This is a genomic window from Bordetella sp. N (assembly GCF_001433395.1).
Taxonomy (GTDB): Bacteria; Pseudomonadota; Gammaproteobacteria; order Burkholderiales; family Burkholderiaceae_B; genus Bordetella_C.
Genome location: NZ_CP013111.1, coordinates 5,383,943 through 5,408,776, shown reverse-complemented (window position 1 = coordinate 5,408,776; position 24,834 = coordinate 5,383,943). Strand labels below are relative to the sequence as shown.

Here is a 24,834-nt window from a genome sequence, read left to right as displayed (position 1 = left end):
AGACTTACACCGCATCGTGCAACAGGCCGTCATGAAGAAAGAGCCCACCTCCACTCCGGAACAGACCGGCGAAGATATCGCCGCCGACATCGCCCACGCCATCACCACCCACAGGCTACCGCCCGGGACGCGGCTGCGTGAGGAAGCATTGGCGCGCGCGTACGGCGTCAGCCGGACGAAAATACGCGCGGCGCTCCTGATGTTGTCCAAGGACAAGCTGATCACCACCATCCCGGACAAGGGAGCTTTCGTCAGCAAGCCCACGGCCGAGGAAGCGCGCGACATCTTCGCCGTGCGCCGCATCCTGGAAACGGCGATGGTGCGGGAATTCATCGCACGTGCCACGCCCGCCGACTACCGCCGCATCGAGCAACACCTCAAGAACGAGCGCAAGAGCGCGGCCGGTGAAGATGTGCAGCTGCGCAATCATCTGCTCGCGGATTTTCACCTGCTGTTGGCCGAGGTCGCCGGCAACGCCGTGCTTACCGAGATGCTGCGTGAATTGTCCGCGCGCAGCTCGGTCATCACGGCCTTCTATCAATCGACCATGGATGCCGTGTGTTCGTCGGACGAGCACCGCGAATTCCTGCGCGCGGCCCGCAAAGGTGACGTCGAAGCCGCCTGCGCGCTGATGGTCCGGCATCTTGAACACGTCGAACAGGCATTGAACTTCCGCGACGATCCGTCTTCGCGGAACGGGCTGATCGCCGCGCTGCTAAGCTGAACCGCCGTCAACGGAACGCCGCGCACCAAGGCAGTGCGCGCTAACCAGCGTGGTGCATCCGCATGCGCCGCATTGGGCGCGGTTGCGGCCGCCACACCCCGCCACTCGCCCACGCTCCCCCCGCCATGCCTGCGGCGAAAAATGGCACGGATCTTGCATTGACAGTTTTGTATACCGTTCTGGTGTGCAAATCGTCCACCTTCTTACCCCGTAGGGAGTCCTGCATGAACCGTCGTCAACTGCTGCTGGCGCTATCCGCCGCCGCCATCCTCGCCGGCGCCCCGGCCGCCCATGCCGATGCGCTGGCCAACATCATCAAGAACGGCAGCCTGCGCGTGGCCGTGCCCCAGGACTTTCCGCCTTTCGGTTCCGTGGGAACGGACCTCAAACCGGTCGGCTACGACATCGACACGGCCAAGCTGATCGCCAGCCGCCTGGGCGTGCCGGTGGAGCTGGTGCCCGTGACCAGCGCCAACCGAGTCGCCTATCTGCAGACCAACAAGGTCGACCTGGTGATCTCCAGCATGGGCAAGAACGCCGAGCGCGAGAAGGTCATCGACTTCACGGATGCCTATGCGCCGTTCTTCAACGGCGTATTCGGACCGGCCAATATCAAGGCAACGAAGGCCGCGGATCTGGCGGGCAAGACCATCGGCGTGACACGTGGCGCGGTGGAGGACATCGAGCTCAGCAAGATCGCGCCCAGCGACGCGACCATCAAGCGTTACGAGGACAACAACGGCACCATCAGCGCCTTCCTGTCCAACCAGGTGCAATTGATCGCCACCGGCAACGTGGTGGCCGCGGCCATCCTGGCCAAGAATCCGCCCAAGAAGCCCGAGACCAAATTCCTGATCAAGGATTCGCCCTGCTACATCGGCCTGAACAAGGGTGAGTCGGCCTTGCAAGCCAAGGTCAATGCCATCCTCGCCGACGCCAAGAAGGACGGCTCGCTGAACACCATCTCCAAGAAATGGCTAGGTAGCGACCTGCCCGCCGGCCTGTAAAGACCGCGCTCATGGCTTATAAATTCGACTTCCTGTCGATCGCCGACTATACGCCCGTGCTCGTCAAGGGACTGGGCGTAACGGTGGAGCTGATTGCCGTCGGTGCGGTGGCTGGCGTGGCCATCGGCATCGCCGCGGCATGGGCACGCACGGAGGGGCCACGCGCGCTGCGGCCCTTCGTCACCGCCTATGTCGAGTTGATCCGCAACACCCCTTTCCTGATCCAGCTGTTCTTCATTTTCTTCGGCCTGCCGGCCCTGGGTGTGCAGCTGGGCGAGATGCAGGCGGCCTGCCTGGCCATGGCGGTGAACCTGGGCGCCTATAGCGCCGAGATCATCCGTGCCGGCATCGCCGCCACGCCGCGCGGCCAATACGAAGCGGGCGCCAGCCTGGCCATGACGCGCCTGGAGGTCTTCCGCCACATCGTGCTCAAGCCGGCGCTGGCGCGCATCTGGCCGGCCCTGTCGTCGCAGATCGTGATCGTGATGCTGGGCTCGGCCGTGTGTTCGCAGATCGCCGCCGAGGACCTGTCCTTCGCCGCCAACTTCATCCAGTCGCGCAACTTCCGCGCCTTCGAGGTGTACATCGTCACCACGGTGATCTACCTGCTGCTGGCGATCCTGTTGCGCCAGTTGCTGCGCCTGCTGGGCCAGCGCATGTTCAGGAGGGCGCCGCGATGATGGCCTTCACCTTGTGGGACATCGTCCGCAACCTGTTACTGGCGGCACGCTGGACGGTAGTGCTGGCCGTGGTCGCGTTCGCCGGCGGCGCCTTGCTGGGCATGGCCGTGCTGATGATGCGCGTGTCGCGCCATCGCTGGCAGCGCCGCCTGGCCTGGGCCTTCATCGAATTGTTCCAGGGCACGCCGCTGCTCATGCAGCTGTTCCTGACCTTCTTCGGGCTGTCGCTGGCCGGTATCGACGTGCCGGCCTGGGTAGCCGCGGGCAGCGCTCTGATTCTTTGGTCGGCCGCCTTCCTGGCGGAGATCTGGCGGGGCTGCGTCGAATCGATCAATCGCGGCCAATGGGAAGCGTCGGCCAGCCTGGCCATGGGATATGTGCAGCAGATGCGTTACGTGGTGCTGCCGCAGGCCCTGCGCATCGCGGTGGCGCCCACCGTCGGCTTCGCGGTGCAGATCGTCAAGAGCACCGCGCTGACCTCCATCATCGGCTTCACCGAGTTGTCCAAGGCCAGCACCATCATCACCAACGCCACGTTCAATCCGTTCACGGTGTATGGCGTGGCCGCACTGATTTACTTCGCACTCTGCTGGCCGCTGTCGCGCGCCAGCCTGCGTCTGGAAAGGAGGCTCAATGCCCCTCATCGCCATTGAAGACATCCGCAAGCGTTTCGGCGCGAATGAAGTGCTCAAGGGCGTCACGCTGCGCATCGATCCGGGCGAAGTGATCGCCATCATCGGCAAGAGCGGCTCCGGCAAGAGCACGCTGCTACGTTGCATCAATGGCCTGGAAACCTTGGACAGCGGCGCCATCATGGTGGCCGAAAGCAAGCTGGTGCCGGACGATCTGCATCTGCGCGCGCTGCGGCTCAAGGTCGGCATGATCTTCCAGCAGTTCAATCTGTTCCCCCACCTGACGGCGGGCCGCAACGTCATGTTGTCGCCCATGGTCACCCGCAAACTGCCGGAAGCCGAGGCGGAGCCGCTGGCCCGCGCCATGCTTGAACGGGTCGGCCTGGGTCACAAATTCGATGCGTGGCCCGACCAGCTGTCCGGTGGCCAGCAGCAACGCGTGGCCATCGCCCGCGCGCTGGCGATGCAGCCCATCGCCCTGCTGTGCGATGAAATCACTTCCGCGCTGGATCCGGAACTGGTCAACGAGGTGCTGGCCGTTGTCCGCGGCCTGGCCGCCGACGGCATGACCCTGCTGATGGTGACGCACGAAATGCGCTTCGCGCGGGAAGTCTGCGATCGCGTGGTCTTCATGCACGAAGGCAAGGTGCATGAGATCGGGCCGCCGGAAGAAGTTTTCGGCGCTCCCCGCACGCCGGAACTGCGGCAGTTCCTGGGAATGACGCAGTAGCGCCGCGCACGGATAAGGTGCGCGTCGGCGCCCGCTGCGGCGCAGGGGCGCCGACGCCGGCGGGACGCGACACTTGCACGTCCTGCCGACGACCGTGGCCTAGCGGCTCAGTCCGCGCGCGGCGATCGGCCAGACCCCTTCGACCACGCCGCCCCGCACCGCCACCAGCTCGCTGTGCAGGTTGAACGTGGGATCGACGTGCGCCGGCACCAGGCGCAGTTTCTCGCCCAGCGCCGGCGCCTTGGTGCCGGCGGCCACGCGTACGACACCGTGCTCGTCGTTGGCGGCGACATACAGAAGATTGTCGCGTTCATGCACTTTCGGCAGGCCGCACTCGACGGTGGTCGACTTCAGACCCACATCCAGTACCACCCGGTCTGACGTCGGCACGCTCATCACCGTGCTCAAGAGGAACAGGCTGTTGTCGAATTTCAGTTCGCCGGCCCATTCATTGGCGCCGTAGTCGACGTCCATGAACGCGTAGCTGCCAGCCTGCAACTCGGTATAGACGTCCCCCGGCCCATCGAATTCCGCGCTGCCGGTGCCGCCACCGGTAATGATGGGGCAGGCATAGCCGTGCTCATGCAGAACCTCGGCGCACTGCCACGCGCGTGCTGCCGACTCCAGGCAAGCCTGGGCGCGTTCCGCGTGACCGCGGCGATGCTGCAGGGACCCGTGGTAAGCCTGGATGCCGGCGAAACGCAGGCCAGGCAGGCTTTCCACACGGCGCGCCAGCTCCAGCGCGGCGGTGGGCGACGCGACGCCGCAGCGGCCCTGGCCGACATCGATCTCCACCAACACGTCGACGCGGGCGTCCTGCGCCGCCAGCGCGCGCGACATCGCGGCGACGTTTTCCGCGTGGTCGACGCAGACGCTGATGCGGGCGCGCCGCGCCAATTGCGCCAGCAGCGCCAGTTTGGCCTCGCCGACGACTTCATTGCTGATATGGATGTCCGCGATGCCGGCCGCCACGAACGGCAACGCCTCGCTGACCTTCTGCACGCATATGCCGCGCGCGCCCAGGGCAATCTGGCGCAGCGAGACTTCGGGGCACTTGTGCGCCTTGGCATGCGGCCGCAGGGCGATATCGTGGCGGCGCGTCCAGTCCTGCATCGTGCGCAGATTACGCTCGAAAACGTCCAGGTCCAGTATCAGGGCGGGTGTGTCCACCTCGGCCAGCGCCATGCCGGGCCGGGCGGGTGGCGGAAGGGTCAGCGCGGGCAGGCCGGTACCCTGAATGTCGATGTCGGTGTTCTCCAACGCGTGCTCTCCTTGTCAAAGTGCAATGTGTTATTGCCAATACAATCAACTTTCTGAATTTTCTCTGAAAAAATCGTAAGTTCGCTGATAAGGTCCGTAATTCTGCGCTTATTCCCGGTGTTGTGGCCCCGCAGCGCCGGTTGCCCCCCAGCATGAATAAGCGTAAAGTGAATTTACGTTTGCTGGTTTGCCGATAAGCGGGCCGACTGGGCATACAACGACTGAAGACGGCGCATATGTTCGATATCCTGGTATACCTTTTCGAAAATTACTACACGCCGCAAGCCTGTCCCGCGGCGGATGTCTTGGCTAAGCGCCTGGCGGCCGCAGGCTTCGAACACGAAGATATCGATGATGCCTTGGGCTGGCTCTACGGCTTGGCGGAAACGACGGAACGTTGCGTCGACCTGGCCACCCAGCCTGCCACGGGCATGCGCATCTACACCGACAGCGAGTATCGCCAGCTGGGTACCGAAGCCATCGGCTTCATCACCTTCCTGGAAACCGCCGGTGTTCTGCCCGCCCCCCTGCGCGAGATCGTCATCGATCGCGCCCTGGCCGCGCCTGAATCGCCCGTGCCGCTGGCCAAGCTCAAGATCACCGCCTTGATGGTGTTGTGGAGCCAGGAAGCCGACATCGATAATCTGGTGCTCGAAGAGTTGCTGGACGACGACGGCGACGTGCGACGCCTGCATTAAGACGCACCGGCGAGGCAGCTGCCTCCGCAACCGAAACCGGCCCCCACGGGCCGGTTTTGCTTTTGGTGGTTTGTTTTCAGTGGTTTATTTTTAGCGCTTTGTTTTCGGCGCTTTGTTATCGGCTTTGTATTTCGGCAGTTTGTTTTTGGCGGCTTGCGTTTTAATGTCGCGTATCGCCTGCATACCCTTTGCCCATCACCATGACCTACGCTGGACCTCGCGCTGAATCCCACGCGCAGCCCGACGGCCGCGCCGACACTGGCGAATACGTCGGCCGCTTCGCGCCCAGCCCCAGCGGTCCGCTGCATGCGGGCTCCCTGGTGGCCGCGTTGGCCAGTTATCTGGACGCGCGCGCGGCCGGCGGCCGCTGGCTGCTGCGCATCGAGGACGTGGACAAGCCGCGCAGCGTACCGGGCGCCGACCGCGTGATCATGGGCCAGTTGGAAACCTTGGGCCTGCATTGGGACGGCGCCGTGATCTGGCAATCCGCGCGCGATGCGATCTATCAACAGGCCTTCGACGACCTGGCGGCGCGCGGCCTGGTTTATCCCTGCGGCTGCACGCGCCGGGAAATCGCCGAGGCCGGCGCGGCAATGCCGACCGATCCCGCATCCGCGGACGGCGAACGGCCTTATGCGGGCACCTGCCGCCATGGCCTGGCCCCCGGCCGCACGGCGCGCGCGTGGCGCCTGCGCGTGCCGCCCGGCGTCGTCGTCTTCGAGGACCGCTGGCTGGGCCAGCAACGCCAGGATGTCGAGCACGCCGTCGGGGACTTCGTGCTGCGCCGCGCCGACGGACTGTGGGCCTATCAACTGGCGGTGGTGGTCGACGATGGCGCCCAGGGCGTCACCGACGTGGTCCGTGGCGCGGACCTGTTGACCTCGACGGCCCGCCAGCAAGTGCTGGCCCGCCTGCTTGGACTGAACCCGCCGCGCGTCATGCACGTGCCGCTGATCCTGGACCCCGCCAGCGGCCTGAAGCTGTCCAAGCAGAATCACGCGCCGGCACTGGATCTGGCACAGCCTGTCGCCACCTTGAACCAGGCCTGGCAGGCGCTCGGGTTCACGGCCCTGCCGGCCGCTGATCCCGCGGCTTTCCTGCGCGAGGCCTGCGCGGCCTGGGTCAGGCGCTGGCGGATACGCTGATCAAAGCGGCTGGAAGTCCGCGCCGAGCAGGCGCACCAGCAGACCGGTGCCCTTGTCGTCCACCCGCAGTTCGCCATACCGGGCGGCGGCATAGTGTTCGCCTTGCCCTTCGGGAAAGAAATACGCGTTGGTGACGATGCGCACGCCGGCGGCGCGCAGACGGTAGCGCAACACCACCTCCTGCGCATCGTGCGGCTGCGGGGCAGCCTGGACGCGCACCGGCCGCGCCACGCCTTGATTGTCCGGCTTCAGCACCAGGTAGGCATCGACACGGGGCGCATCGAGCACGTTGTCCGTGGCGGGCAACCCCTCCTGCATGTCCCCGACCGCCTGCGCGGCGGCGAAGCGTAGATCCATATAGTCGCCCTGCAGCAGCGAGCGCGGATCGCGCGGCGTCAGTTCCAGGCGCACCACCTGCCCATGCGCCAGCAATTGTTCGCGCTGCCAGATCGCCGTGTTGGCCACCCCCAGGCACAGCAGCAGTCCAGCCGCGATCAGGCCCGCGCGCCATGGCGCCGCCTGCGCGGGCCGCGGCGCACGCGGCGGCCCGTCGCCCCGCAAACGCGGCACCGCCCACACGGCCACCCGCAGCAACAACAGCAAGACGCCGGCGCCGGCCAACAACGAGGCCTTGAACAGCAAAGGCGTGTCGAGCCGGTAGTAATAGAAGACCAGGGACAACAGCACGGCGGCCTGACCCAGGCGGAACAAATGCGCGCGCCGCAGGCCGAAGCCCAACAGCAGCCAGGTCAGGGCATAGGCCACCCCTGGCCAGGACAGCCAGAAGCCCGCCAACACGGCCAGGCCCAAGGGCACGCCGTAACGCACGCCACGGTTGAGCACGGCGCGGCGCGGATGCAGCACCGCGATGGCGGCCACCACCGGCAGCAGCACCGCGAACAGCAGATACATCACCGACGGTGCATGCACGCGCCACAGCGCCGGCAGATGCCATACGGGCGCGCCCGCCGCCAGCACCACGCCGGCCTGCGCGGACAACGCGAACGACCAGGCCAGCGGCAGCAAGGCGTCACGGCGGCGCGCCGACAGGCGTGGATTGCTGAGGAACGCCAACGCGGCCACCCACGCCGTCAGCAAGGTCGCGGGCAGCCACAAGGCGACGCCGCGCAGCTCGTCGTACATGATCCAGCGCAGCGCCGCGTTAACCAGGGAGTCGAAGGCATCGCCGCGCTCGACGGCGAACGCCGTCAGCAGGTACACCGCCACCACCATCGTCAGGCCGCTGAGAAAGCGCAGGATGGCATCCGGCCCGAACAGGTAGATCACGATGGCCAGCGCCAGCACGAATACCGCCGCGCCGGCGGGAGACTGGGCGCCTGCCAGGCCGGCCATCACCAGGATCTGGCCGCAGAAAGCCAGCGCGGTGGCGCACTGGCGCCAGAACGGGCCCTCCGCGGCGCGCACCATGGCCACGCCGATGGCGCACAGCACCAGGCCGCCCACCAGGGCGCCCGACGCGCTGTTGATGACGCCGGAAACGCCCACGAACAGGAGCAACAGCAGACTGGCCAGCCAGGCACTCAGGCCCAGCAGGCCCTGGACGAACCACGGCGCGGCGGCACGGTCGGCGGGCACGGCCGCCACCTGGCCCACGGGCCTGTCAATTTCGGCAGCCGCAGCCGTCCGGCCCGCGTCATCCGCCAGGGGCACGGCCGGCTCGACGTCCACACCCGCCGAAATGCCGGCGGGCTCCGCGTCAGCGAGCGTGCCCGACTGGGCCAGGGCACCGGTCTGGTCACCGGTCTGGGCCCCAGCCGGCGCCGGCGACCATGCCGGGCTCGTGCGTGCCAGCCGCCGCAGCCAGCGCGCCGCCAGCACGGCTTCGCCCATCAGCAGGCCCGCCAGCGGCAGCACCACCCAGATGCCGGGCTCCAGATCGATCAGCCATTCGCCCACCACGCGCAGCGACACGCAGATCACCCCGGCCGCCAGCAGCGCAAGGATGACCAGATCGCGCCGCAGCAGCACGTAAAAGGCCGCCAGACCCAGGGTGACCGCAACCCAGGCCGCTCCCGTATACGACGCCAGATTCTTCACGCCAAGCACGCCGCCCAGCACCAGGGCCAGGACCAGCGCGCCCACCGCCAGCAGAGCAAGCACCCGCGGCCCGATGCCCGTACGAGCCCGCCAGTGGTGCGCACTGAACTCCCAGACCGCCAGCAGGGTCAGATTCAGGCCGGCGACCACCAGGCTGGGAAAGCCTGGGCCGTCGAAAACGCCCCACCAGGCCAGCACCCGTTCACCGAGCAGCAGAACCACCGCCACATTGACCAGCAGCACCCACAGCAACCACAGCCCCTGGCTGCGCGCCGCCAGCGCCCAGGGCAGCATCAGGACCGCCCAGGCGGCGAACAATTCCCAGTTGTCGGCGCCGGTCTGGTAAGTTTGGCCTATCAAGGCCAGCAACGCGCCCAGCAAAACCGTCGCGAGCCCCAGCACCGCTGCTCTTCCGTGCCTGGCGTTGGAGCCGCTGGCGCCACGGGCATAGAGGGCGATCGCCAACACGCCGACGACCGTCATCACACCCTGGACACTGGATAACCGTTGTATCTTGGAAAAAAGAGGCCAATTCGCCGCAACCCAACACAAGGCGGCGCTCGCCAGCAGCAGCAGACCCAGGGCCAGAGTGGTTCGGGCCAGGAATCGGCGCCATATGTGCTGTTCCGATCCTGCTTGCGACGAGCCGGCGACTTGCATCTGGCGAATCTCCCCTCTTATCATCCGCGCTACTGCGGCGGACCGCCGCCATTGGATACTCATGAGCAAAACGTTGATTATTGCCGAGAAGCCCTCGGTTGCCCTGGATATATCACGCGCCCTGGGAGGCTTTACGCGTGAGGGGGAATACTTTGAAAGCGAACGTTACGTTCTTGCTTCCAGCATCGGCCATTTGCTCGGACTGGTCGCTCCCAACGACCCGGTCAAAGGAAAGTGGAGTTTCACGCACCTGCCCGTCATCCCCCCCCAGTTCGAATTGGGACCGGCCGACAAGCGCTCCAGCGAGCGCCTGAAGCTGCTGGTGCGCCTGATCAAGCGCAAGGACGTCGACGCCATCATCAATGCCTGTGACGCGGGCCGTGAAGGTGAACTGATCTTTCGTTACATTGTTCAATACGCCGGGGTCAACAAGCCCGTCCAGCGCCTGTGGCTGCAGTCGATGACGCAGGCCGCCATCCGCGAGGCCTTCGCCAATCTGCGCGACGACGTGCAGATGAAGCCGCTGGAAGCGGCTGCCCGTTCGCGCGCCGAAGCCGACTGGCTGGTGGGCATCAACGGCACCCGCGCCATGACCGCCTTCAACAGCAAGGACGGTGGTTTTTTCAAAACGCCGGTGGGCCGGGTCCAGACCCCCACGCTGGCCATCGTCAACGAACGCGAAAACCGCATCCGCAGCTTCGTGCCGCGTGATTACTGGGAAGTGCGCGCAAGCTTCGTCGCCGCCGCCGGCATCTACGACGGCCGCTGGATCGACCCCGACTTCAAGAAGGACGATCGCGATCCCGAAAAGCGTGAATCGCGCCTGTGGTCCCAGGCCGCGGCGCAAAGCGTGGTGGCCGCCTGCCGCGAACAACCCGGCACGGTCACGGAAGAATCCAAGCCGTCCTCGCAGCTGTCGCCCGCCCTGTACGACCTGACGTCGCTACAGCGCGAAGCCAACGGCCGCTTCGGCTTCTCCGCCAAGACCACGCTGTCGCTGGCGCAGACGCTCTATGAACGCCATAAGGCTCTGACCTATCCGCGTACCGACTCGCGCTATCTGCCCGAGGACTACATCAACACGGTGCGTGACACCATGCGCGCGGTATCCGAAGCCGGCGGTGGACCCGCCGGCGCGGTGTCGCGCCACGCGGCCAAGGTCATCGAACAGAACTGGGTCAAGCCGAATCGCCGCATCTTCGACAACAAGAAGGTGTCGGATCACTTTGCCATCATCCCCACGCTGCAGGTGCCGCGCGATCTGAGCGAAGCCGAAGCCAAGCTCTACGACCTGGTGCTCAAGCGCTTCCTGGCGGTGTTCTTCCCGGCCGCCGAATACCGCGTGACCACCCGCATGACCGAAGTGCAGGGCCATCGCTTCCGCACGGACGGCAAGGTGCTGGTGGCGCCGGGCTGGCTGGCCGTCTACGGCAAGGAAGCCCAGGACGAAGACGCCAACCTGGTGCCGGTGCAAGACGGCGAGTCCGTGCGCACGGAAGATATCGAAGCCGTGGGCTTGAGCACCAAGCCGCCCGCCCGCTACAACGAAGGCACCCTGCTGTCCGCCATGGAAAGCGCGGGCAAGCTGGTCGAGGACGAGGAACTGCGCGAAGCCATGTCGGAGCGCGGCCTGGGCACGCCGGCCACGCGCGCGGCCATCATCGAAGGCCTGCTCAACGAAGTCTATCTGCGCCGTGAAGGCCGTGACCTGGTGCCCACCGCCAAGGCGCGCCAGTTGATGACCTTGCTGTCCGGCCTGGATGTGTCCGAACTCACTTCGCCCGAACTGACCGGCGAATGGGAGCACAAGCTCAAGCAGATCGAGCAGGGCGCCCTGGCCCGCGACGCCTTCATGCGCGAAATCGCGCAGATGACCCAGGTCATCGTCAAACGCGCCAAGGAATACGAACGCGACACGGTGCCGGGCGACTACGCCACCCTGAAGACGCCATGCCCGAACTGCGGCGGCGTCGTGAAGGAGAACTACCGGCGCTATGCCTGCACCAATTGCGACTTCTCCATCAGCAAGCACCCGGGCGGCCGCACGTTCGAACTGCCGGAAGTGGAAGAGCTGCTGGCGAAGCGCGAGATCGGCCCGCTGCAAGGTTTCATCAGCAAGATGGGCCGGCCGTTCGCCGCCATCCTGCGGATCACCGGCGAGAACAAGCTGGAGTTCGATTTTGGCCAGAGCAGCGAAGACGACAACGAGCCTGTCGATTTCTCCGGCCAGACGACCGTGGGACCGTGCCCGAAGTGCCAGTCGCGGGTGTTCGAGCACGGCATGAGCTTCGTCTGCGAGAAATCGGTGGGACCGGAAAAGAGCTGCGACTTCCGTTCGGGCAAGGTCATCCTGCAACAGGAAATCTCGCGCGAACAGATGGAGAAGCTGCTCAATGACGGCCGCACCGCGCTGCTCGACGGCTTCGTCTCCAGCCGCACCAACCGCAAATTCAAGGCTTTCCTCGTGCGCCAGCCCGACGGCAAGATAGGCTTCGAATTCGAACCGCGCGGCGACAAGCCGGCGCGCAAGACGGCAGGTGGGGCGGCGGCGCCGGCAAAGGCTGCGGCGAAAACCGCGGCGAAGAAGGCGCCGGCCAAGAAGGCAGCCGCGAAGAAGACTGCAACGAAGACTGCAACGAAGACGGCTACCAAGACGGCGGCCAAGAAGGCCACGAAGACCGCAACCAAAACGGCCAGCAAGACGGCGACGAAAACCGCCGCCAAGAAGGCCGCGCCGCGCAAGACGGCCGCGTGATCCAGCAGGCGGGGCGCCACGCTCCGCCTGGCAGCGCGACCTGACACGGGCCCGCGTCGGTAAATACCGGCGCGGGCCCGTTTGCATGGCGGCGCGCGGCCTTCACCGTCCCATCTGGCCTTGCCCCCCTCCCACTTGGCCTGGGCGCCGCCGGCGGCGTAGACTGTGGGCACGGCCGGCGCACGCTTGCATGCCCGCGCCGGACAAGAATCCCGATATTCCAAGAGACAGACCGGGCGCCACGCCCCCGCGGCGCCGGCCACCGCACAGGAGATTCCACGGCCATGCAGCAGCACTACATCGACAATCGCTCCGTCGCCCCTGCTTCAGGCGACGCCATTCCCGTGGTCGACCCGTCCACCGGACAGGAATTCGCCAGCATCGCGCGCGGCAACGCCGCCGACATCGACCGGGCCGTGCAAGCCGCGCGGCGTGCCTACGAAGGTCCCTGGGGCAAGCTGACCGCGGCCGAACGCGGCCGCCTGCTGCTGAAACTGTCGAACAAGGTGCTGGAGCATTTCGACGAACTGGCCGCGCTGGAATCGCGCGACTGCGGCAAGCCCACCAAACAGGCGCGCGCCGACGTCACCGCCATCGCGCGCTATTTCGAGTTCTACGGCGGCGCCGCCGACAAACTGCATGGCGAGACGCTGCCCTACCAGAGCGGCTACACCGTGCTTACGCTGCGCGAACCGCATGGCGTGACCGGCCACATCGTGCCCTGGAACTATCCCCTGCAGATCTTCGGCCGCAGCGTCGGCGGCGCCCTGGCGGCCGGCAATGCCTGCGTGGTCAAGCCGGCCGAGGACGCCTGCCTGTCGCTGCTGCGTGTCGCCGAGCTGGCCGCGGATGTGGGCTTCCCGCCCGGCGCGCTCAATATCGTCACCGGCTACGGCCACGAAGCGGGCGATGCGCTGGTGCGCCATCCCGGCATCGACCATATCTCCTTCACGGGCTCGCCCGGCATCGGCATCCTGGTCACGCAGACCGCGGCCGCCAATCACACGCCGGTCACCACCGAACTGGGCGGCAAGTCTCCGCAGATCGTTTTCGAGGACGCCGACATCGATGCGCTGCTGCCGGTGGCGGTCAATGCCATCGTGCAGAATGCCGGCCAGACCTGCTCGGCGGGCAGCCGCCTGCTGGTGCAACGCAGCGTCTATGAAAAAGTACTGGACCGGCTGGGCAATGCCTTTGCCGCCTTGCGTGCCGGTCCGGCTGGCAGCGACCTCGACTGCGGCCCGCTGATTCGCAAATCGCAGCAGTCGCGGGTGGCCGAATTCCTGGCCGACGCGCGCAAGGACGGCATCGCGACGGTCGCGCAAGGCAGCCTGGAACAGGGCGCGCCGGCGGAAGGCTACTACCAGGTGCCGACCCTGCTGCGCGACGTGCCCCTGACCCATCGCCTGGCCCGTGATGAAGTGTTCGGCCCGGTGCTGGCGGCCATTCCTTTCGATGACGAAGCCGACGCGATCCGCATCGCCAACAGCACCGACTACGGCCTGGTGGCCAGCGTCTGGACGCGCGACGGCGGCCGCCAGTTCCGCATCGCCCGCAAGGTGCGGGCGGGCCAGGTCTTCATCAACAACTACGGCGCGGGCGGCGGTGTCGAGCTGCCCTTCGGCGGCGTCAAGGCCAGTGGCCATGGCCGCGAGAAGGGTTTCGAAGCGCTATACAGCTTCACCGTGCTGAAGACGATTTCGATCAAGCACGATTAGGACTCGTCTTCGTACCACACGCCTTCGGCCAGCATCATGCGATGGTGGCCCTGGCCGGCCGGCATCATGGGGAAGCAATTCTCCTGCTCGGCCACGCAGACATCCAGGAAGAACGGACGCGTGCTGGCCAGGCAACGGGCCAGCGCGGCGTCCAGCTCGGCGGGGTCGGACACGCGCTCGGCCTCCCAGCCGAAGGCGCGCGCCAGCGCCACGAAGTCGGGCAGGGATGCGTTATAGCTGTGGCTGTAGCGGCCGCCATGGATCAATTCCTGCCACTGCCGCACCATGCCCATGTAGCCGTTGTTGCACAGCACGACCTTGACGGGCGTGTCGTGCTGCAAGGCCGTCGACATCTCCTGGATGTTCATCAGCACCGACGCGTCGCCACTGACGCACACCACCGTCCGGTCCGGATGCGCAACCTGGGCGCCGATGGCGGCAGGCACGCCATAACCCATGGTGCCGGCGCCGCCCGAGGTCAGCCAGCGATTCGGCAACTCGAACTTCAAGTATTGGGCCGCCCACATTTGATGCTGGCCCACGTCGGTCGAGACGATGGCGTCGCGGCCGGTCAAGGCTGTTTGCAGGCTTTGCATCAGGTGTTGCGGCAGGATCGCGTCGGCGCTCGGCGTCACGCGCAGGCAATCCTTGGCGCGCCAGCGTTCGATACGCTGCCACCAGGCATGCAGCTGCTCGGCCGGCACGGCCTGGGGCAATTCCTCACGCAGCGCCGTCACCAGCGGCAGGCAGTCGCCCACCATGGCCACGTCCACCCGCACCACCTTGTTGATCGAAGCGGGGTCGATGTCGATATGGATCTTGCGCGCATGCGGGCAGAAGTCCGCCAGCCGGCCGGTGATGCGGTCGTCGAAGCGCGCGCCTATGCAGACGATGAGGTCCGCATGATGCATGGCCAGGTTGGCTTCCAAGTTGCCGTGCATGCCCAGCATGCCGACGAATTGCGGATCCGACGCGGGAAAGGCGCCCAGGCCCATCAGCGTCAAGGTGCACGGCGCGCCGGTATGGCGCACCAGCTCGGTGAACGCGGCGCAGGCTTCCGGGCCCGCGTTGATCAGGCCGCCGCCACCGTAGAACACGGGCCGGCGCGCCTGCGCGATCATCGCGGCGGCGCGGCGCACGGCGGCTTGCGGCAGCTTCAGCGGGGCCTTGCCGGCCTGGCGGCGGGCGCGCAAGGCGGCCACGCCCTGGCGTTCGCTGGCCGGCAAGGCATCGTCCTGGTCGGCGGGCAAGGCCAGCTGCACGTCCTTGGGGAAATCGACGAGCACGGGGCCGGGACGGCCCTGGCGGGTCAAGGCCAGGGCGCGGCCTACCGTGTCGGCCACCTGGTCGAGGGCGCGGATCTGCGTGTTCCATTTGGTGATGGGACGGGAGATGCCGATGGCATCGCATTCCTGGAAGGCATCGGTGCCGATGGCGGACGTCGCCACCTGGCCGCTGATGCACAGCACCGGGATGGAGTCGCACATGGCGTCCAGCAGGCCCGAGGTGGTGTTGGCCATGCCGGGACCGGACGTGACGAACACCACGCCGGTGCGGCCGGTGGTCCGCGCATAGCCTTCGGCGGCATGCACGGCGGCCTGTTCGTGGCGCACCAGGACGTGGCGCAGGCGCGGCTCGTTGTAGAGGGCGTCATAGAGGGGCAGCACGGCGCCCCCCGGGTAGCCGAAAACCGTGTCGACGCCATTGGCGACCAGGGTTTCCAGCAGGATGCGGGCGCCATTGCGGGGCGCGTCCTGGGCGGCTTCGGCGGCTTGCGGGGCGGTCGCGGGACCGGGCCGGACGCGGGCCTTGAGGATGGGACGGGCCGTTTGAGCGGACGTGTCGGACGCGGGCATATCGGCGGCGAGGGCGGCGGTGGGGAGCGGAGCATTCATGTGAAACATATTACGGGGACTTTTACGGAATTTTTATCTTGTTTTTCTCGTTTTTGAGTCGCCATGAAGTAAATTTTCCTTCCTGTCGCATAAAGTCGCGAAAAATCTCCTTAAGGGGCGGCGCTGCCGCTGGAACCCATGCATCTCGACAAATTCGATCTGGCCATTCTCAGGGCCTTGCAGGACAACGCGCGGGCGAGTCTGAACGAGATCGGCGCGGCGGTCGGGCTGTCGTCCACCCCGTGCTGGAATCGCATCAAGCGCATGGAGACCGCGGGGGTGATACGCGGCTACACGGTCAACATCGATCCGGCGGCGCTGGGCTTCATGGACACGGTCATCGTTCACGTGACGCTGGAAAGCCACAGCGAGGAAACCTTGTACGAATTCGGCCGCGCGCTGGCGCAGATCCCGGAAGTGCTGGAAGCCTTCCTGGTTTCCGGCGACTACGACTACTTCATCCGCATCGCGGTGCGCGACACACGCGACTACGAGCGCCTGCTGCGCGAACAGCTCTATCGCATCCCCGGCATCCGCCACAGCAAATCGAGCTTCGTCTTGCGGCGCTTGAAGGAAACCATGCTGCCGCTGACACCGCCCACGCCGATATAATCCCCGCATCCCATGCGGCGACGCTCACTTCGCGCCCACTCCCAACCTGGCTGTCCATGACCACCGATACTTCCAAACCCTGGCACGTAGTGCGACGCTCCAAGCTGCACGGCAACGGCGTTTTCGCGGCCCGCAAGATTCCCGCCGGTACCCGCATCATCGAATACGGCGGCGAACGCATCAGCGCCAAGGAAGCCGACCGGCGCCATCCGACCAACCCGGACGATCCCTTCCACACCTTCTTCTTCTCCACCACGTCGGGCAAGGTGATCGACGGTGGCGACAACGGTAATGACGCGCGCTGGATCAACCACAGCTGCGCGCCGAACTGTGAGGCCCAGGAAGGCAAGAGCGGCAAGCGCGTCTACATCGTCGCGGTGCGCGATCTGCCGCGCGGCACGGAATTGCTGTACGACTATGGCCTGGTGCTCGACGGCAAGATCACCAAGGCGATGAAGGAAGGCTACAAGTGCCTGTGCGGCGCGGTCGAATGCCGCGGCACCATGCTGGCGCTGCCCGAAAAGGCCAAGAAGAAGGCCCAGGCCAAGACCCAGGCCGAAGCCAAGGCCAAGGCGGATACTGCCCATACGGCCGCCGCGGAATCTGCTGCCGCAACGGCCTGAGCGCAGCTGCTCTGCAGGGTGATTTATAAGCGCGGCGGATAGGACTTATACAGATTTATATAAGCTTCCGCCCATGCCGGGAGCGGGGGATTGGCGCCATCCGCCACGCGCCGGGCGTACAATGCCTCGCATGCCGTCCTCACCGGGCGGCGTGCAGTACGTCTTCAGGGCGGGGTGCAAGTCCCCACCGGCGGTAGGTTGCGAAAGCGACGAGCCCGCGAGCGTCCGGCAGTCCGCAACGGCGGCCGGAGTCAGCAGATCTGGTCCAAGTCCAGAGCCGACGGTCATAGTCCGGATGAGAGAAGATGTGCCGGCATACGCACCCCAAACGCGGGCCTCACGGGCCTGCGTGACGTTTGCGCATACGGTCTTTGCCCTGAAACGTTTTTCGCCCACTTACCTTGCGAGAGCGTTTCAATGTCCCAGCTTCAAAATTCCCTGCCCACCGCGTCGGCCGCTCCGGCCCTGAATGCCCAGCCGTTTTCCATGCGCCTGGCGCGCGCCCTGCAGCATCTGCGCATCGGCCGCCCCGTCATCGTGATGGACGACTTCGATCGTGAAAACGAAGCCGATCTCATCGTCGCCGCCGACAAGCTGACCGTGCCCGTCATGGCCCAGTTGATCCGCGACGGCAGCGGCATCGTCTGCCTGTGCCTGACCGACGAAGCCCTGGATCACCTGCAACTGCCGCAGATGGTGCCCGCCAACGGCAGCCGCCACGGCACCGCCTTCACCGTCTCCATCGAAGCGCGCGAAGGGGTCAGCACCGGCGTGTCGGCGGCGGACCGTGTCACCACCATCCGCGCCGCCATCGCGCCGCATGCCCAGGCCAGCGACATCGTCAGCCCGGGCCACGTGTTCCCGCTGCGTGCCCAACCCGGCGGCGTGCTGACGCGCCGCGGCCATACCGAAGGTTCGGTGGACCTGGCCATGCTGGCAGGCCTGCGTCCCGCGGCGGTGCTGTGCGAATTGATGAATGCCGACGGCACGATGATGCGCGGCGCCGCGCTGGAACGTTATGCGGCCAATCATGGCCTGGTCAGCCTGACCATCGCCGAACTGGCCGACTACCGCCGCGGCTTGCTGCAATCGAGCACGGCGCAGGAAGCCATGGTGGAGCAGGCTGCGGCGGCTTGATGGCCGGCCGGCCTTGGCGCCGGACTATCCGATCAAGCCCGCGACATTTCCGATCGTGAATGTGACTCGGAACTTCAAGCGGACTTCGCCTTACACAGCGAGGTAGAAAACGAGAGACGACAGCGTCTCTCTTTTCTTTTTTCAACCGACATGAAGGAGATCACATGAAAGTCGAAAGCACATCCGGCGCGGTCTCACAGCGCCCGGCTGATGACACCACCAGCACTGATGCGAATGGCCTCAAAGGCCTGGCGGCCCTGGAAGAAACGTCGCTGGCGGAGCAACCATATCCGCCTATAGATTTATCAAAACAGCCGAGGCGGACGCATATGCCCATGGCGAACAAACACAAGTTCGACCGTTACCGGGCGCCCGTGCAAGCGCCGAACGTAGAGGACAAGCAATCTGGGTCGTAAGGCGGCGGCACATCGTGGAAAGATTCACGATGATTTAGCGGCCCCCAGCTGGTGGGCGATGCGCTTCAGGCATTCCCCCGCATCACCCACCACGACCGTGGCGCTGCATGCCAGCATCAGGTTCAGGTTCATGCCGAAGTCTTCCACCGTGTAGCCGTTGGCATCGATGTGCCGCGGGCCGGCGGCGTCGCTGGCCTGGCCCACGCTGACCTGCTCGACCACGCTGCCGCCTTGCTGGGTGTAGGCCCACACCGGCTTGCCCAACGCGATCGCATAGCCGACTTCGAAAGCCGTGCCGGAATCGGGCTCGCTGCCGCGAAAGGGATTGAGATTGGCCATGACCCCATCGGCGGACTGGATCAGCTGCACATTGGCGCGATAGATCCAGTGCGCCAGATCCGGGCCCGTGAGACCCGCGGGCGCCTGATTGTCCAGCGGATACAGGCCCTCCATGCCCACCCGGGCGCACAGCGCCTGCAACGCCTGGCCATGCGCGACGGCATCAGGCCGAAAGACGTCGAAGCCGGCAAGGTAGATACGGAAAGGCATGCCTTAGAACATCGTGTTCTTGTTGGCGGGATTCTCGGGAAGGTCCTGACTGACGTTCCAGTGCTCGGCGATCTTGCCGTTTTCGACACGGAAGATATCGATCATCGCCTGCCCCGTGTCCTCCGGCGTCTCTTTCCACAAGGCATGCACGACGACGATATCGCCCTCGGAGACCACCCGCTTGATCTCGGCGGTGGCTTGCGGATGCTGCTCGTAGTAGGGCACGAAGAAGTCGGTCATGGCGGCCGCGCCATCGCCCAGATAGGGATCGTGCTGGATCAGGTTCTTGCTGACGTAGGTATTCATCGCCTGCTCGACCTCCTTGTCCTGGAACATCATGCGGTAGTAGGCCAGCACGAGTTCCTTGCTGCCGCTGTTGGCGGCATGCGCACCGCCGAGCAGTCCGACCGCGAGCGTCAGGCCCGCGACAATCGATAGCAGTTTCATGATTCCCGGGTCACATCCCTAGACGAGTGGTGGCCGCGGCAAGCCTGCCGAGACCACAAGAATGTGCCAGTTTACAAATAATTGACCAGATCTGTGACAAAGCCTTGTAGCGAACGTTGGCGTTTCCGCCACAGTTCCCAGCCGTCCGCGCAGGGGCGGCTGGGGGTGTGCGCGATCAACGAGCGGCGCGTTGGGCCAGATAAACCTGCAAATGGCTATAGGCGACGCGCAGATAAGGCGTGGCGATGCCCAGGGCGGCTCCGCGCTTCACCATGTCGCCAACGATATGGTCGGCCTCCACGGGCAAACCCTGATTGAGGTCGCGGAACATGGATGCGGTAACCGGGCTGTCGGCGTCGGACAGGACCTTGCGCGCCGCGGTGTCGGCTTCCGGCCGCACCTTGAACCCCGACGCCGCGGCGATGGCCTGGGCCTCGCCCAGCATGGACAGGATGATGTCCGCGCCGTCGTCGCTGCGGACGATCAGGCCCACGGGGCCGCGCATCAGGCAGGTCGCGGCCGCCAGGGTGCAGAGGAAGACGAATTTCTCCCAGTTGTCCTGATGGATGTTGTCGCTGAGCCGGGACGTGAAGTTGGCCTTGGCCAGCGCGCTTTCCAGCGCCACGCAGCGCGCGCTGCGGGGGTCGCCGGCACGCTCGCCGAACACCAGGCTGGCGTTCTTGCCCATTTGCACGACCTCGCCTTCCGGTCCCAGGGTGGCGATGATCTGGCACAGGCCGCCCAGCACGCGATGTGGTCCGAAGCGCAGTTCCAGCGCATCGAAATGCGCCATGCCGTTCATGATGGGCAGCACGGCGGAGTCGGGGCCCATGGCCGGCTCGATGGCGTCCATGGCGCTGTCCAGGTCGTAGGCCTTGCAGCCCAGCACCACGATGTCGTAATGGCCATCCAGGGTGTCGGCGGTGACCAGCTTGGGCTGTATGACGCTGTCGCCCACCGGGCTCTTGATCCGCAGGCCCTGTTCACGCAAACGCGTGGCGCGCGGTTCACGTACCAGGAACGTGACATCGGCGCCGGCCTCGATGGCACGGCCGCCGAAATAGCCGCCGGTACCGCCGGCGCCCAGGAACAACATACGCATATCTGCCTCCGGATTGCGAGGCGCCGTGGGCGCCCGTTCAAACAAAACGCGATTATGCGCCGTCCGCGCGTGCCGCGTCCGCTGTCCGCCCATGCTGGCGTGTCGGTTTGATCACTGGGATAGCCCCATTGTTCAAACCCGGCAGGCCCGGATAAGCTACACGGGCTCAAATCGCCGTGCAGGGAGGGGCGCATGCCCATGGATTTTCTGTTGAAGAACTGTAGCCTGCCCGACGGACGGACAGGCATGGACATCGCTGTCGCCGACGGGCGTATCGCCGCCATCGAAGCGGCGCTGACCGCGCCCGCCGGGCAGACCGTCGATGCCGCCGGGCAGCTGGTGGCGCCTCCCTTCGTCGACGCGCACTTCCATATGGACTCGACCCTGTCCTACGGCCAGCCGCGCGTGAACCGCTCCGGCACCTTGCTGGAAGGCATCGCCTTATGGGGTGAACTGAAGCCCGCGCTGACCCAGGAAGCATTGGTCGATCGCGCGCTGGCCTATTGCGACTGGGCCGTCGCCAAAGGGCTGCTGGCGATACGCAGCCACGTCGATGTGTGCGACCCCCGCCTGCTGGCCGTGGAAGCGCTGCTGCACGTGCGGGAACGCGTGCGCCCCTATCTCGACCTGCAACTGGTGGCGTTTCCCCAGGACGGCATATTGCGCGCGCCCGGCGCGCTGGACAACCTGAAACGCGCGCTCGACATGGGGGTGGACGTGGTGGGCGGTATCCCGCATTTCGAACGCACCATGCAGGACGGCGCCGAGTCGGTGCGCGTGCTGTGCGAACTGGCGGCCGAGCGCGGCCTGCGCGTGGACATGCATTGCGACGAAAGCGACGATCCGCTTTCACGCCATATCGAAACGCTGGCTTATCACACGCAAAGACTAGGCTTGCAGGGCCGCGTGACGGGCTCGCATCTGACGTCCATGCATTCGATGGACAACTACTACGTATCCAAGCTGATCCCGTTGATCGCCGAAGCCGGCGTGGCCGCCATCGCCAATCCGCTGATCAACATCACCTTGCAAGGCCGCCACGACAGCTATCCCAAGCGGCGCGGCATGACGCGCGTCCCGGAACTGCTGGCCGCTGGCGTCCCCGTCGCCTTCGGCCATGATTGCGTGATGGACCCCTGGTACGGCCTGGGCAGCGGCGACATGCTGGAAGTCGCGCACATGGGGCTGCACATCGCCCAGATGACCGGGCAGGATGCCATGCGCGCCTGTTTCCAGGCGGTCACCGACACGCCGGCGCGCATACTCGGTCTGGACGACACCGGGCTGGCTGTCGGCAAGCGCGCGGACCTGGTGCTGCTGCAGGCGCGCGACCCCGTGGAAGCCTTGCGGCTGCGCGCCACCCGTCTGCTGGTCATGCGCGCCGGCAAGATCATCGCCAGCACGCCACCCGCCACGGCCAGTCTGCATCTGGACGGGCGGCCTGCCTCGGTGTCTTTCATGACACCCCGCCCGCCGATCTAGCGCGGCCGGTTCCACACCTTGCTGACCGCGCGGATGGCGGCCCACGCCATCCACTTGCCGCTGGTCAGGCGCGCGCGCGGCAGGCGCCGCATGACCTCCACCGCGATGCCGCCACGCCGATGCCATTCGCGCTTGCGTTCCTGGCTGTCGGTGCGTCGACCTTCCAGCCACGGGAATTCACGCAGGCCGGGTTTGTAGGTGGGCGGGACGTTGAAGATCAGGATGTAGGCCAGGCGCGGCGCCTCCGAGGTATTCGGGGCGGTGTAATGCAAGGTGCGCATGTCGTGGATCGTGCAACCGCCGGCGGGCAGGGGCACGGGCACGGCCTGCTCACGCGGAAAGTCGGCGCAGCATTCGAGCGGATGCAGGGCCTTGTCGTAGCCCGGCGAACGGTGCTCCAGCACGTCCTGCCGGTGCGAGCCCGGGATGAACTGCATGCATCCATTGACCGCGCCCACCGGCTGCAACGCCAGCCAGATGCTCAGCTCGCGATATTCGAAGTCCGGCGAACGGAAGGCTTCGTCCTGATGCCAAGGGGTTTCCGGGCCCAGGCGCGCCGGCTTGAGCAAGGCGTGTTCGCCGTACAAGGCGGCGTCCGGGCCCAGCAGCTGCCGGGCGATCGCCAGCGCACGCTTGTGGTAGTTGGTTTTCAGCAGTTCCGGCGCATAGTGCGAGGGATCGTGCAGGCTGGGAAAGACCTGCGGTTTGTCCGGATCGTCGCGGTTGGAGAAATCGTACTGCGCACCCTCGTTGTAGCCGGTCCGGTTCTCGAACATCTGCAGCAGCGTTTTCCGGATTTCCTGCACTTCCTCGGGGGGGCACATCGTATCGATGGAGATATATCCGTTCTTCTCGTACTCGGACGTCACGTTTGCCGATAGGGGGAGAGGCTCTTTCACCTTGGGGCTCCGCTTTTGGGGCAACCCGCCGGGATCGGAAGGTTGTGGCCGCTAAGGTAGCCCTTGCCTCTTGTTGCAACTATCGCCCGTCGCGGCTAGTGCGGCGGTCTTAAACGGAAAAGACCATTCGGCGTCATCGGCAGCCGAATGGTCTGTTCGCTTCATTCACGCGCAGTACTACTACGAACCATCGCCGCTGGCGCACTAGACCGCGCGACGGATACCGCACCGGACGGATGGGTGAGCAGGAAAGTAAAGACTTGTGCCAAAACTTCATCATCCCACTCGGCTGGGACGCCGGCGGCGCCGATGAGCGCGGCGGGCCAGTCAGTCGCGCCGGCCACGATGGCCTGGGTCACGCGCACCCCGGCCTGGCGGACGCGGCGCGCGTAGTGGACGGCCTCATCGCGCAAGGGATCGTCGCGCGCCGTGAGCAGCAGCATCGGGGCCAGGCCACCCAGACGGGTATTGACCAGCGGCGCGGCATACGGATGGCCGGCATCGCAATAACAGGGCAGATACTGCTTCCAGCCGTCGGCCCACAGCGTAGCCTGCTCGCTGGCGTGGGCGTCACGCATCGACGCCGTGCCCATGCAGGCGTCCAGCATGGGCGACAGCAGGATCTGGCCAGCCAGCTCCGGGCCGCCGCGATCGCGCGCCATCAATGCCACGGCAGCGGCGATGTTGCCGCCGGCTTCCTCGCCGGCCACCAGCAGCGGGCTGCCCCGGCCACCCAGCAGGCGGCGGTTGCGCTGCGCCCACTCAAGGACAGCATAGCCGGCCTCGGCCGCGGCGGGGAAAGGATGGGCAGGCGCCAGCGGGTAGTCGACCGACAGCACCACGGCGCCGGCGGCGGCCAGCAGGGACCCCACCTTGCCGCCACTGTCCAGGGAACCGGAATTGAAGGCGCCGCCGTGGAAGTGGACGATGATGGGCGTCGGGCCATCGCTGCGGCGCCGTCCATAGAAGCGGACGGACGGGGCCGGGTGGTCAGGAAGATCGGCCGGGACGCGCCCACAGGTGGCGGCGTCGAGGCCCGCGCGGGGGGCGGGGGCGGAGAAGGACATGATGCATAAACCATTGCCCGGTAAGCATAAATGGGCGAATTGAGGATGGGATAAGGATAGGGAATGCCGGGCGCGGGATAAACCCGCGCCCCGCGACTAAACTATTTCGACCCACCGAACAATAAGGTCAGCCGGGGACGCCCAGCCAAGGGCGGCCAGCAGGGCATGTTTCAAAGCTGTTGGAAGCTGCCGAAGCGCTTGTCGATGAACTGGCGTTCAGAGTCGATGCCGCGCACGATGGCGTTCGGCGGGCCGCGGCCCAGCCATTCCAGCATGGCGTCCACCTGTTCCGGCGTGCCTTGCACCATGGCCTCGACGCTACCGTCTTCCAGGTTCTGCACCCAGCCGGTCGCACCGACCATATGGGCACGGCGAACCGTGGACAGGCGGAAGCCCACGCCTTGCACTTTGCCGCGGATCTGCACGAGGACGGTTTCGATATGGGAATCACTGGCCATGACGGTGTCTGCAAAGAAAAACGGATAATCCCCGCATTTTTCCACATCTGCGCAACCGAAGAGATGGCCCCGCCATCGGG

The 24,834-nt window shown here is 66.0% G+C and carries 23 protein-coding genes and 1 riboswitch; of the genes, 14 read left to right on the top strand and 9 right to left on the bottom strand.

Features of this window, described 5'->3' with window-relative positions:
* Nucleotides 1-31: 31 nt before the first annotated feature.
* The 5 genes from ASB57_RS23320 (at nucleotide 32) to ASB57_RS23300 (ending at nucleotide 3,773) form a co-directional block, all read left to right on the top strand.
* Nucleotides 32-724: a GntR family transcriptional regulator gene (locus ASB57_RS23320; RefSeq protein WP_057656375.1), complete on the top strand. Its 693-nt coding sequence runs from the start codon at nucleotides 32-34 to the stop codon at nucleotides 722-724.
* Nucleotides 725-948: 224 nt separating this feature from the next.
* Nucleotides 949-1,731: a transporter substrate-binding domain-containing protein gene (locus ASB57_RS23315; protein WP_057654354.1), complete on the top strand. Its 783-nt coding sequence runs from the start codon at nucleotides 949-951 to the stop codon at nucleotides 1,729-1,731.
* 11 nt (nucleotides 1,732-1,742) lie between these two features.
* Nucleotides 1,743-2,411, top strand: coding sequence for an amino acid ABC transporter permease (locus tag ASB57_RS23310; protein WP_057654353.1), 669 nt, complete (start codon nucleotides 1,743-1,745; stop codon nucleotides 2,409-2,411).
* Complete coding sequence (locus ASB57_RS23305) at nucleotides 2,408-3,064, top strand: amino acid ABC transporter permease (protein ID WP_057654352.1); 657 nt, start codon at nucleotides 2,408-2,410, stop codon at nucleotides 3,062-3,064. The genes ASB57_RS23310 and ASB57_RS23305 overlap by 4 nt, the downstream gene beginning before the upstream one ends.
* The gene (locus ASB57_RS23300; protein WP_057654351.1) at nucleotides 3,045-3,773 is read left to right on the top strand and encodes an amino acid ABC transporter ATP-binding protein; all 729 of its coding nucleotides are present in this window, start codon (nucleotides 3,045-3,047) and stop codon (nucleotides 3,771-3,773) included. The genes ASB57_RS23305 and ASB57_RS23300 overlap by 20 nt, the downstream gene beginning before the upstream one ends.
* 99 nt (nucleotides 3,774-3,872) lie before the next feature.
* On the opposite strand, the gene ASB57_RS23295 is transcribed toward ASB57_RS23300, so the two are convergent.
* On the bottom strand, nucleotides 3,873-4,958 hold the full coding sequence (locus ASB57_RS23295; RefSeq protein ID WP_057656374.1) for a DSD1 family PLP-dependent enzyme: 1,086 nt from the start codon (nucleotides 4,956-4,958) through the stop codon (nucleotides 3,873-3,875).
* Nucleotides 4,959-5,269: 311 nt separating this feature from the next.
* Here ASB57_RS23295 and ASB57_RS23290 point away from each other — a divergent pair, with 311 nt between their 5' ends.
* Both ASB57_RS23290 and gluQRS read left to right on the top strand, forming a co-directional pair.
* Complete coding sequence (locus ASB57_RS23290; protein ID WP_057654350.1) at nucleotides 5,270-5,731, top strand: DUF494 family protein; 462 nt, start codon at nucleotides 5,270-5,272, stop codon at nucleotides 5,729-5,731.
* A gap of 200 nt (nucleotides 5,732-5,931) precedes the next feature.
* On the top strand, nucleotides 5,932-6,876 hold the full coding sequence (gluQRS, locus tag ASB57_RS23285; protein ID WP_082622057.1) for a tRNA glutamyl-Q(34) synthetase GluQRS: 945 nt from the start codon (nucleotides 5,932-5,934) through the stop codon (nucleotides 6,874-6,876).
* On the opposite strand, the gene ASB57_RS23280 is transcribed toward gluQRS, so the two are convergent.
* Nucleotides 6,877-9,594, bottom strand: a complete 2,718-nt coding sequence (locus ASB57_RS23280) for a GDYXXLXY domain-containing protein (RefSeq protein ID WP_057654349.1) — start codon at nucleotides 9,592-9,594, stop codon at nucleotides 6,877-6,879.
* A gap of 61 nt (nucleotides 9,595-9,655) precedes the next feature.
* Between ASB57_RS23280 and ASB57_RS23275 the strand changes: the two genes are divergently transcribed.
* Nucleotides 9,656-12,349 carry a DNA topoisomerase III gene (locus ASB57_RS23275; protein ID WP_057654348.1) on the top strand — a complete coding sequence of 898 codons (2,694 nt, stop codon included), beginning with the start codon at nucleotides 9,656-9,658 and terminating at the stop codon, nucleotides 12,347-12,349.
* 284 nt (nucleotides 12,350-12,633) lie between these two features.
* Nucleotides 12,634-14,067 (top strand): aldehyde dehydrogenase family protein, encoded by a 1,434-nt coding sequence (locus ASB57_RS23270; protein WP_057654347.1) that lies wholly within the window; start codon nucleotides 12,634-12,636, stop codon nucleotides 14,065-14,067.
* Here ASB57_RS23270 and ilvB read toward each other — a convergent pair.
* The gene (ilvB, locus tag ASB57_RS23265) at nucleotides 14,064-15,971 is read right to left on the bottom strand and encodes a biosynthetic-type acetolactate synthase large subunit (RefSeq protein ID WP_369822748.1); all 1,908 of its coding nucleotides are present in this window, start codon (nucleotides 15,969-15,971) and stop codon (nucleotides 14,064-14,066) included. The two genes, ASB57_RS23270 and ilvB, sit on opposite strands and share 4 nt — an antisense overlap.
* Nucleotides 15,972-16,100: 129 nt before the next feature.
* On the opposite strand from ilvB, the gene ASB57_RS23260 reads away from it, so the two are divergent.
* The 4 genes from ASB57_RS23260 to ASB57_RS23245 all read left to right on the top strand — a co-directional run bounded on the left by ASB57_RS23260 (nucleotide 16,101) and on the right by ASB57_RS23245 (nucleotide 18,750).
* Nucleotides 16,101-16,574, top strand: a complete 474-nt coding sequence (locus tag ASB57_RS23260) for an Lrp/AsnC family transcriptional regulator (RefSeq protein WP_057654346.1) — start codon at nucleotides 16,101-16,103, stop codon at nucleotides 16,572-16,574.
* 56 nt (nucleotides 16,575-16,630) lie between these two features.
* On the top strand, nucleotides 16,631-17,197 hold the full coding sequence (locus ASB57_RS23255; protein ID WP_057654345.1) for an SET domain-containing protein: 567 nt from the start codon (nucleotides 16,631-16,633) through the stop codon (nucleotides 17,195-17,197).
* Between the two features lie 156 nt (nucleotides 17,198-17,353).
* Nucleotides 17,354-17,508: riboswitch (FMN riboswitch) on the top strand.
* A 106-nt stretch (nucleotides 17,509-17,614) separates the two neighbouring features.
* Nucleotides 17,615-18,334, top strand: a complete 720-nt coding sequence (gene ribB / locus ASB57_RS23250) for a 3,4-dihydroxy-2-butanone-4-phosphate synthase (RefSeq protein ID WP_057654344.1) — start codon at nucleotides 17,615-17,617, stop codon at nucleotides 18,332-18,334.
* Between the two features lie 164 nt (nucleotides 18,335-18,498).
* Nucleotides 18,499-18,750 (top strand): hypothetical protein, encoded by a 252-nt coding sequence (locus ASB57_RS23245; protein WP_057654343.1) that lies wholly within the window; start codon nucleotides 18,499-18,501, stop codon nucleotides 18,748-18,750.
* Between the two features lie 24 nt (nucleotides 18,751-18,774).
* Here the strand turns inward: ASB57_RS23245 and ASB57_RS23240 are convergent, their stop codons facing one another.
* The 3 genes from ASB57_RS23240 to panE form a co-directional block, all read right to left on the bottom strand.
* On the bottom strand, nucleotides 18,775-19,299 hold the full coding sequence (locus ASB57_RS23240; protein WP_057654342.1) for a nucleoside 2-deoxyribosyltransferase: 525 nt from the start codon (nucleotides 19,297-19,299) through the stop codon (nucleotides 18,775-18,777).
* Nucleotides 19,300-19,302: 3 nt separating this feature from the next.
* A complete protein-coding gene (locus ASB57_RS23235; RefSeq protein ID WP_057654341.1) occupies nucleotides 19,303-19,746 on the bottom strand; it encodes a nuclear transport factor 2 family protein in 444 nt (147 codons plus the stop codon).
* 175 nt (nucleotides 19,747-19,921) lie between these two features.
* Nucleotides 19,922-20,848 (bottom strand): 2-dehydropantoate 2-reductase, encoded by a 927-nt coding sequence (panE, locus tag ASB57_RS23230; protein WP_057654340.1) that lies wholly within the window; start codon nucleotides 20,846-20,848, stop codon nucleotides 19,922-19,924.
* A 198-nt stretch (nucleotides 20,849-21,046) separates the two neighbouring features.
* On the opposite strand from panE, the gene ASB57_RS23225 reads away from it, so the two are divergent.
* Nucleotides 21,047-22,330 (top strand): amidohydrolase family protein, encoded by a 1,284-nt coding sequence (locus ASB57_RS23225; RefSeq protein ID WP_057656371.1) that lies wholly within the window; start codon nucleotides 21,047-21,049, stop codon nucleotides 22,328-22,330.
* Here the strand turns inward: ASB57_RS23225 and ASB57_RS23220 are convergent.
* The 3 genes from ASB57_RS23220 to ASB57_RS23210 form a co-directional block, all read right to left on the bottom strand.
* On the bottom strand, nucleotides 22,327-23,229 hold the full coding sequence (locus tag ASB57_RS23220) for a phytanoyl-CoA dioxygenase family protein (protein WP_057654339.1): 903 nt from the start codon (nucleotides 23,227-23,229) through the stop codon (nucleotides 22,327-22,329). The two genes, ASB57_RS23225 and ASB57_RS23220, sit on opposite strands and share 4 nt — an antisense overlap.
* 161 nt (nucleotides 23,230-23,390) lie before the next feature.
* Nucleotides 23,391-24,296 carry an alpha/beta hydrolase gene (locus ASB57_RS23215; protein WP_057654338.1) on the bottom strand — a complete coding sequence of 302 codons (906 nt, stop codon included), beginning with the start codon at nucleotides 24,294-24,296 and terminating at the stop codon, nucleotides 23,391-23,393.
* 170 nt (nucleotides 24,297-24,466) lie between these two features.
* Nucleotides 24,467-24,754: an acylphosphatase gene (locus ASB57_RS23210; protein WP_057654337.1), complete on the bottom strand. Its 288-nt coding sequence runs from the start codon at nucleotides 24,752-24,754 to the stop codon at nucleotides 24,467-24,469.
* Nucleotides 24,755-24,834: the final 80 nt, after the last annotated feature.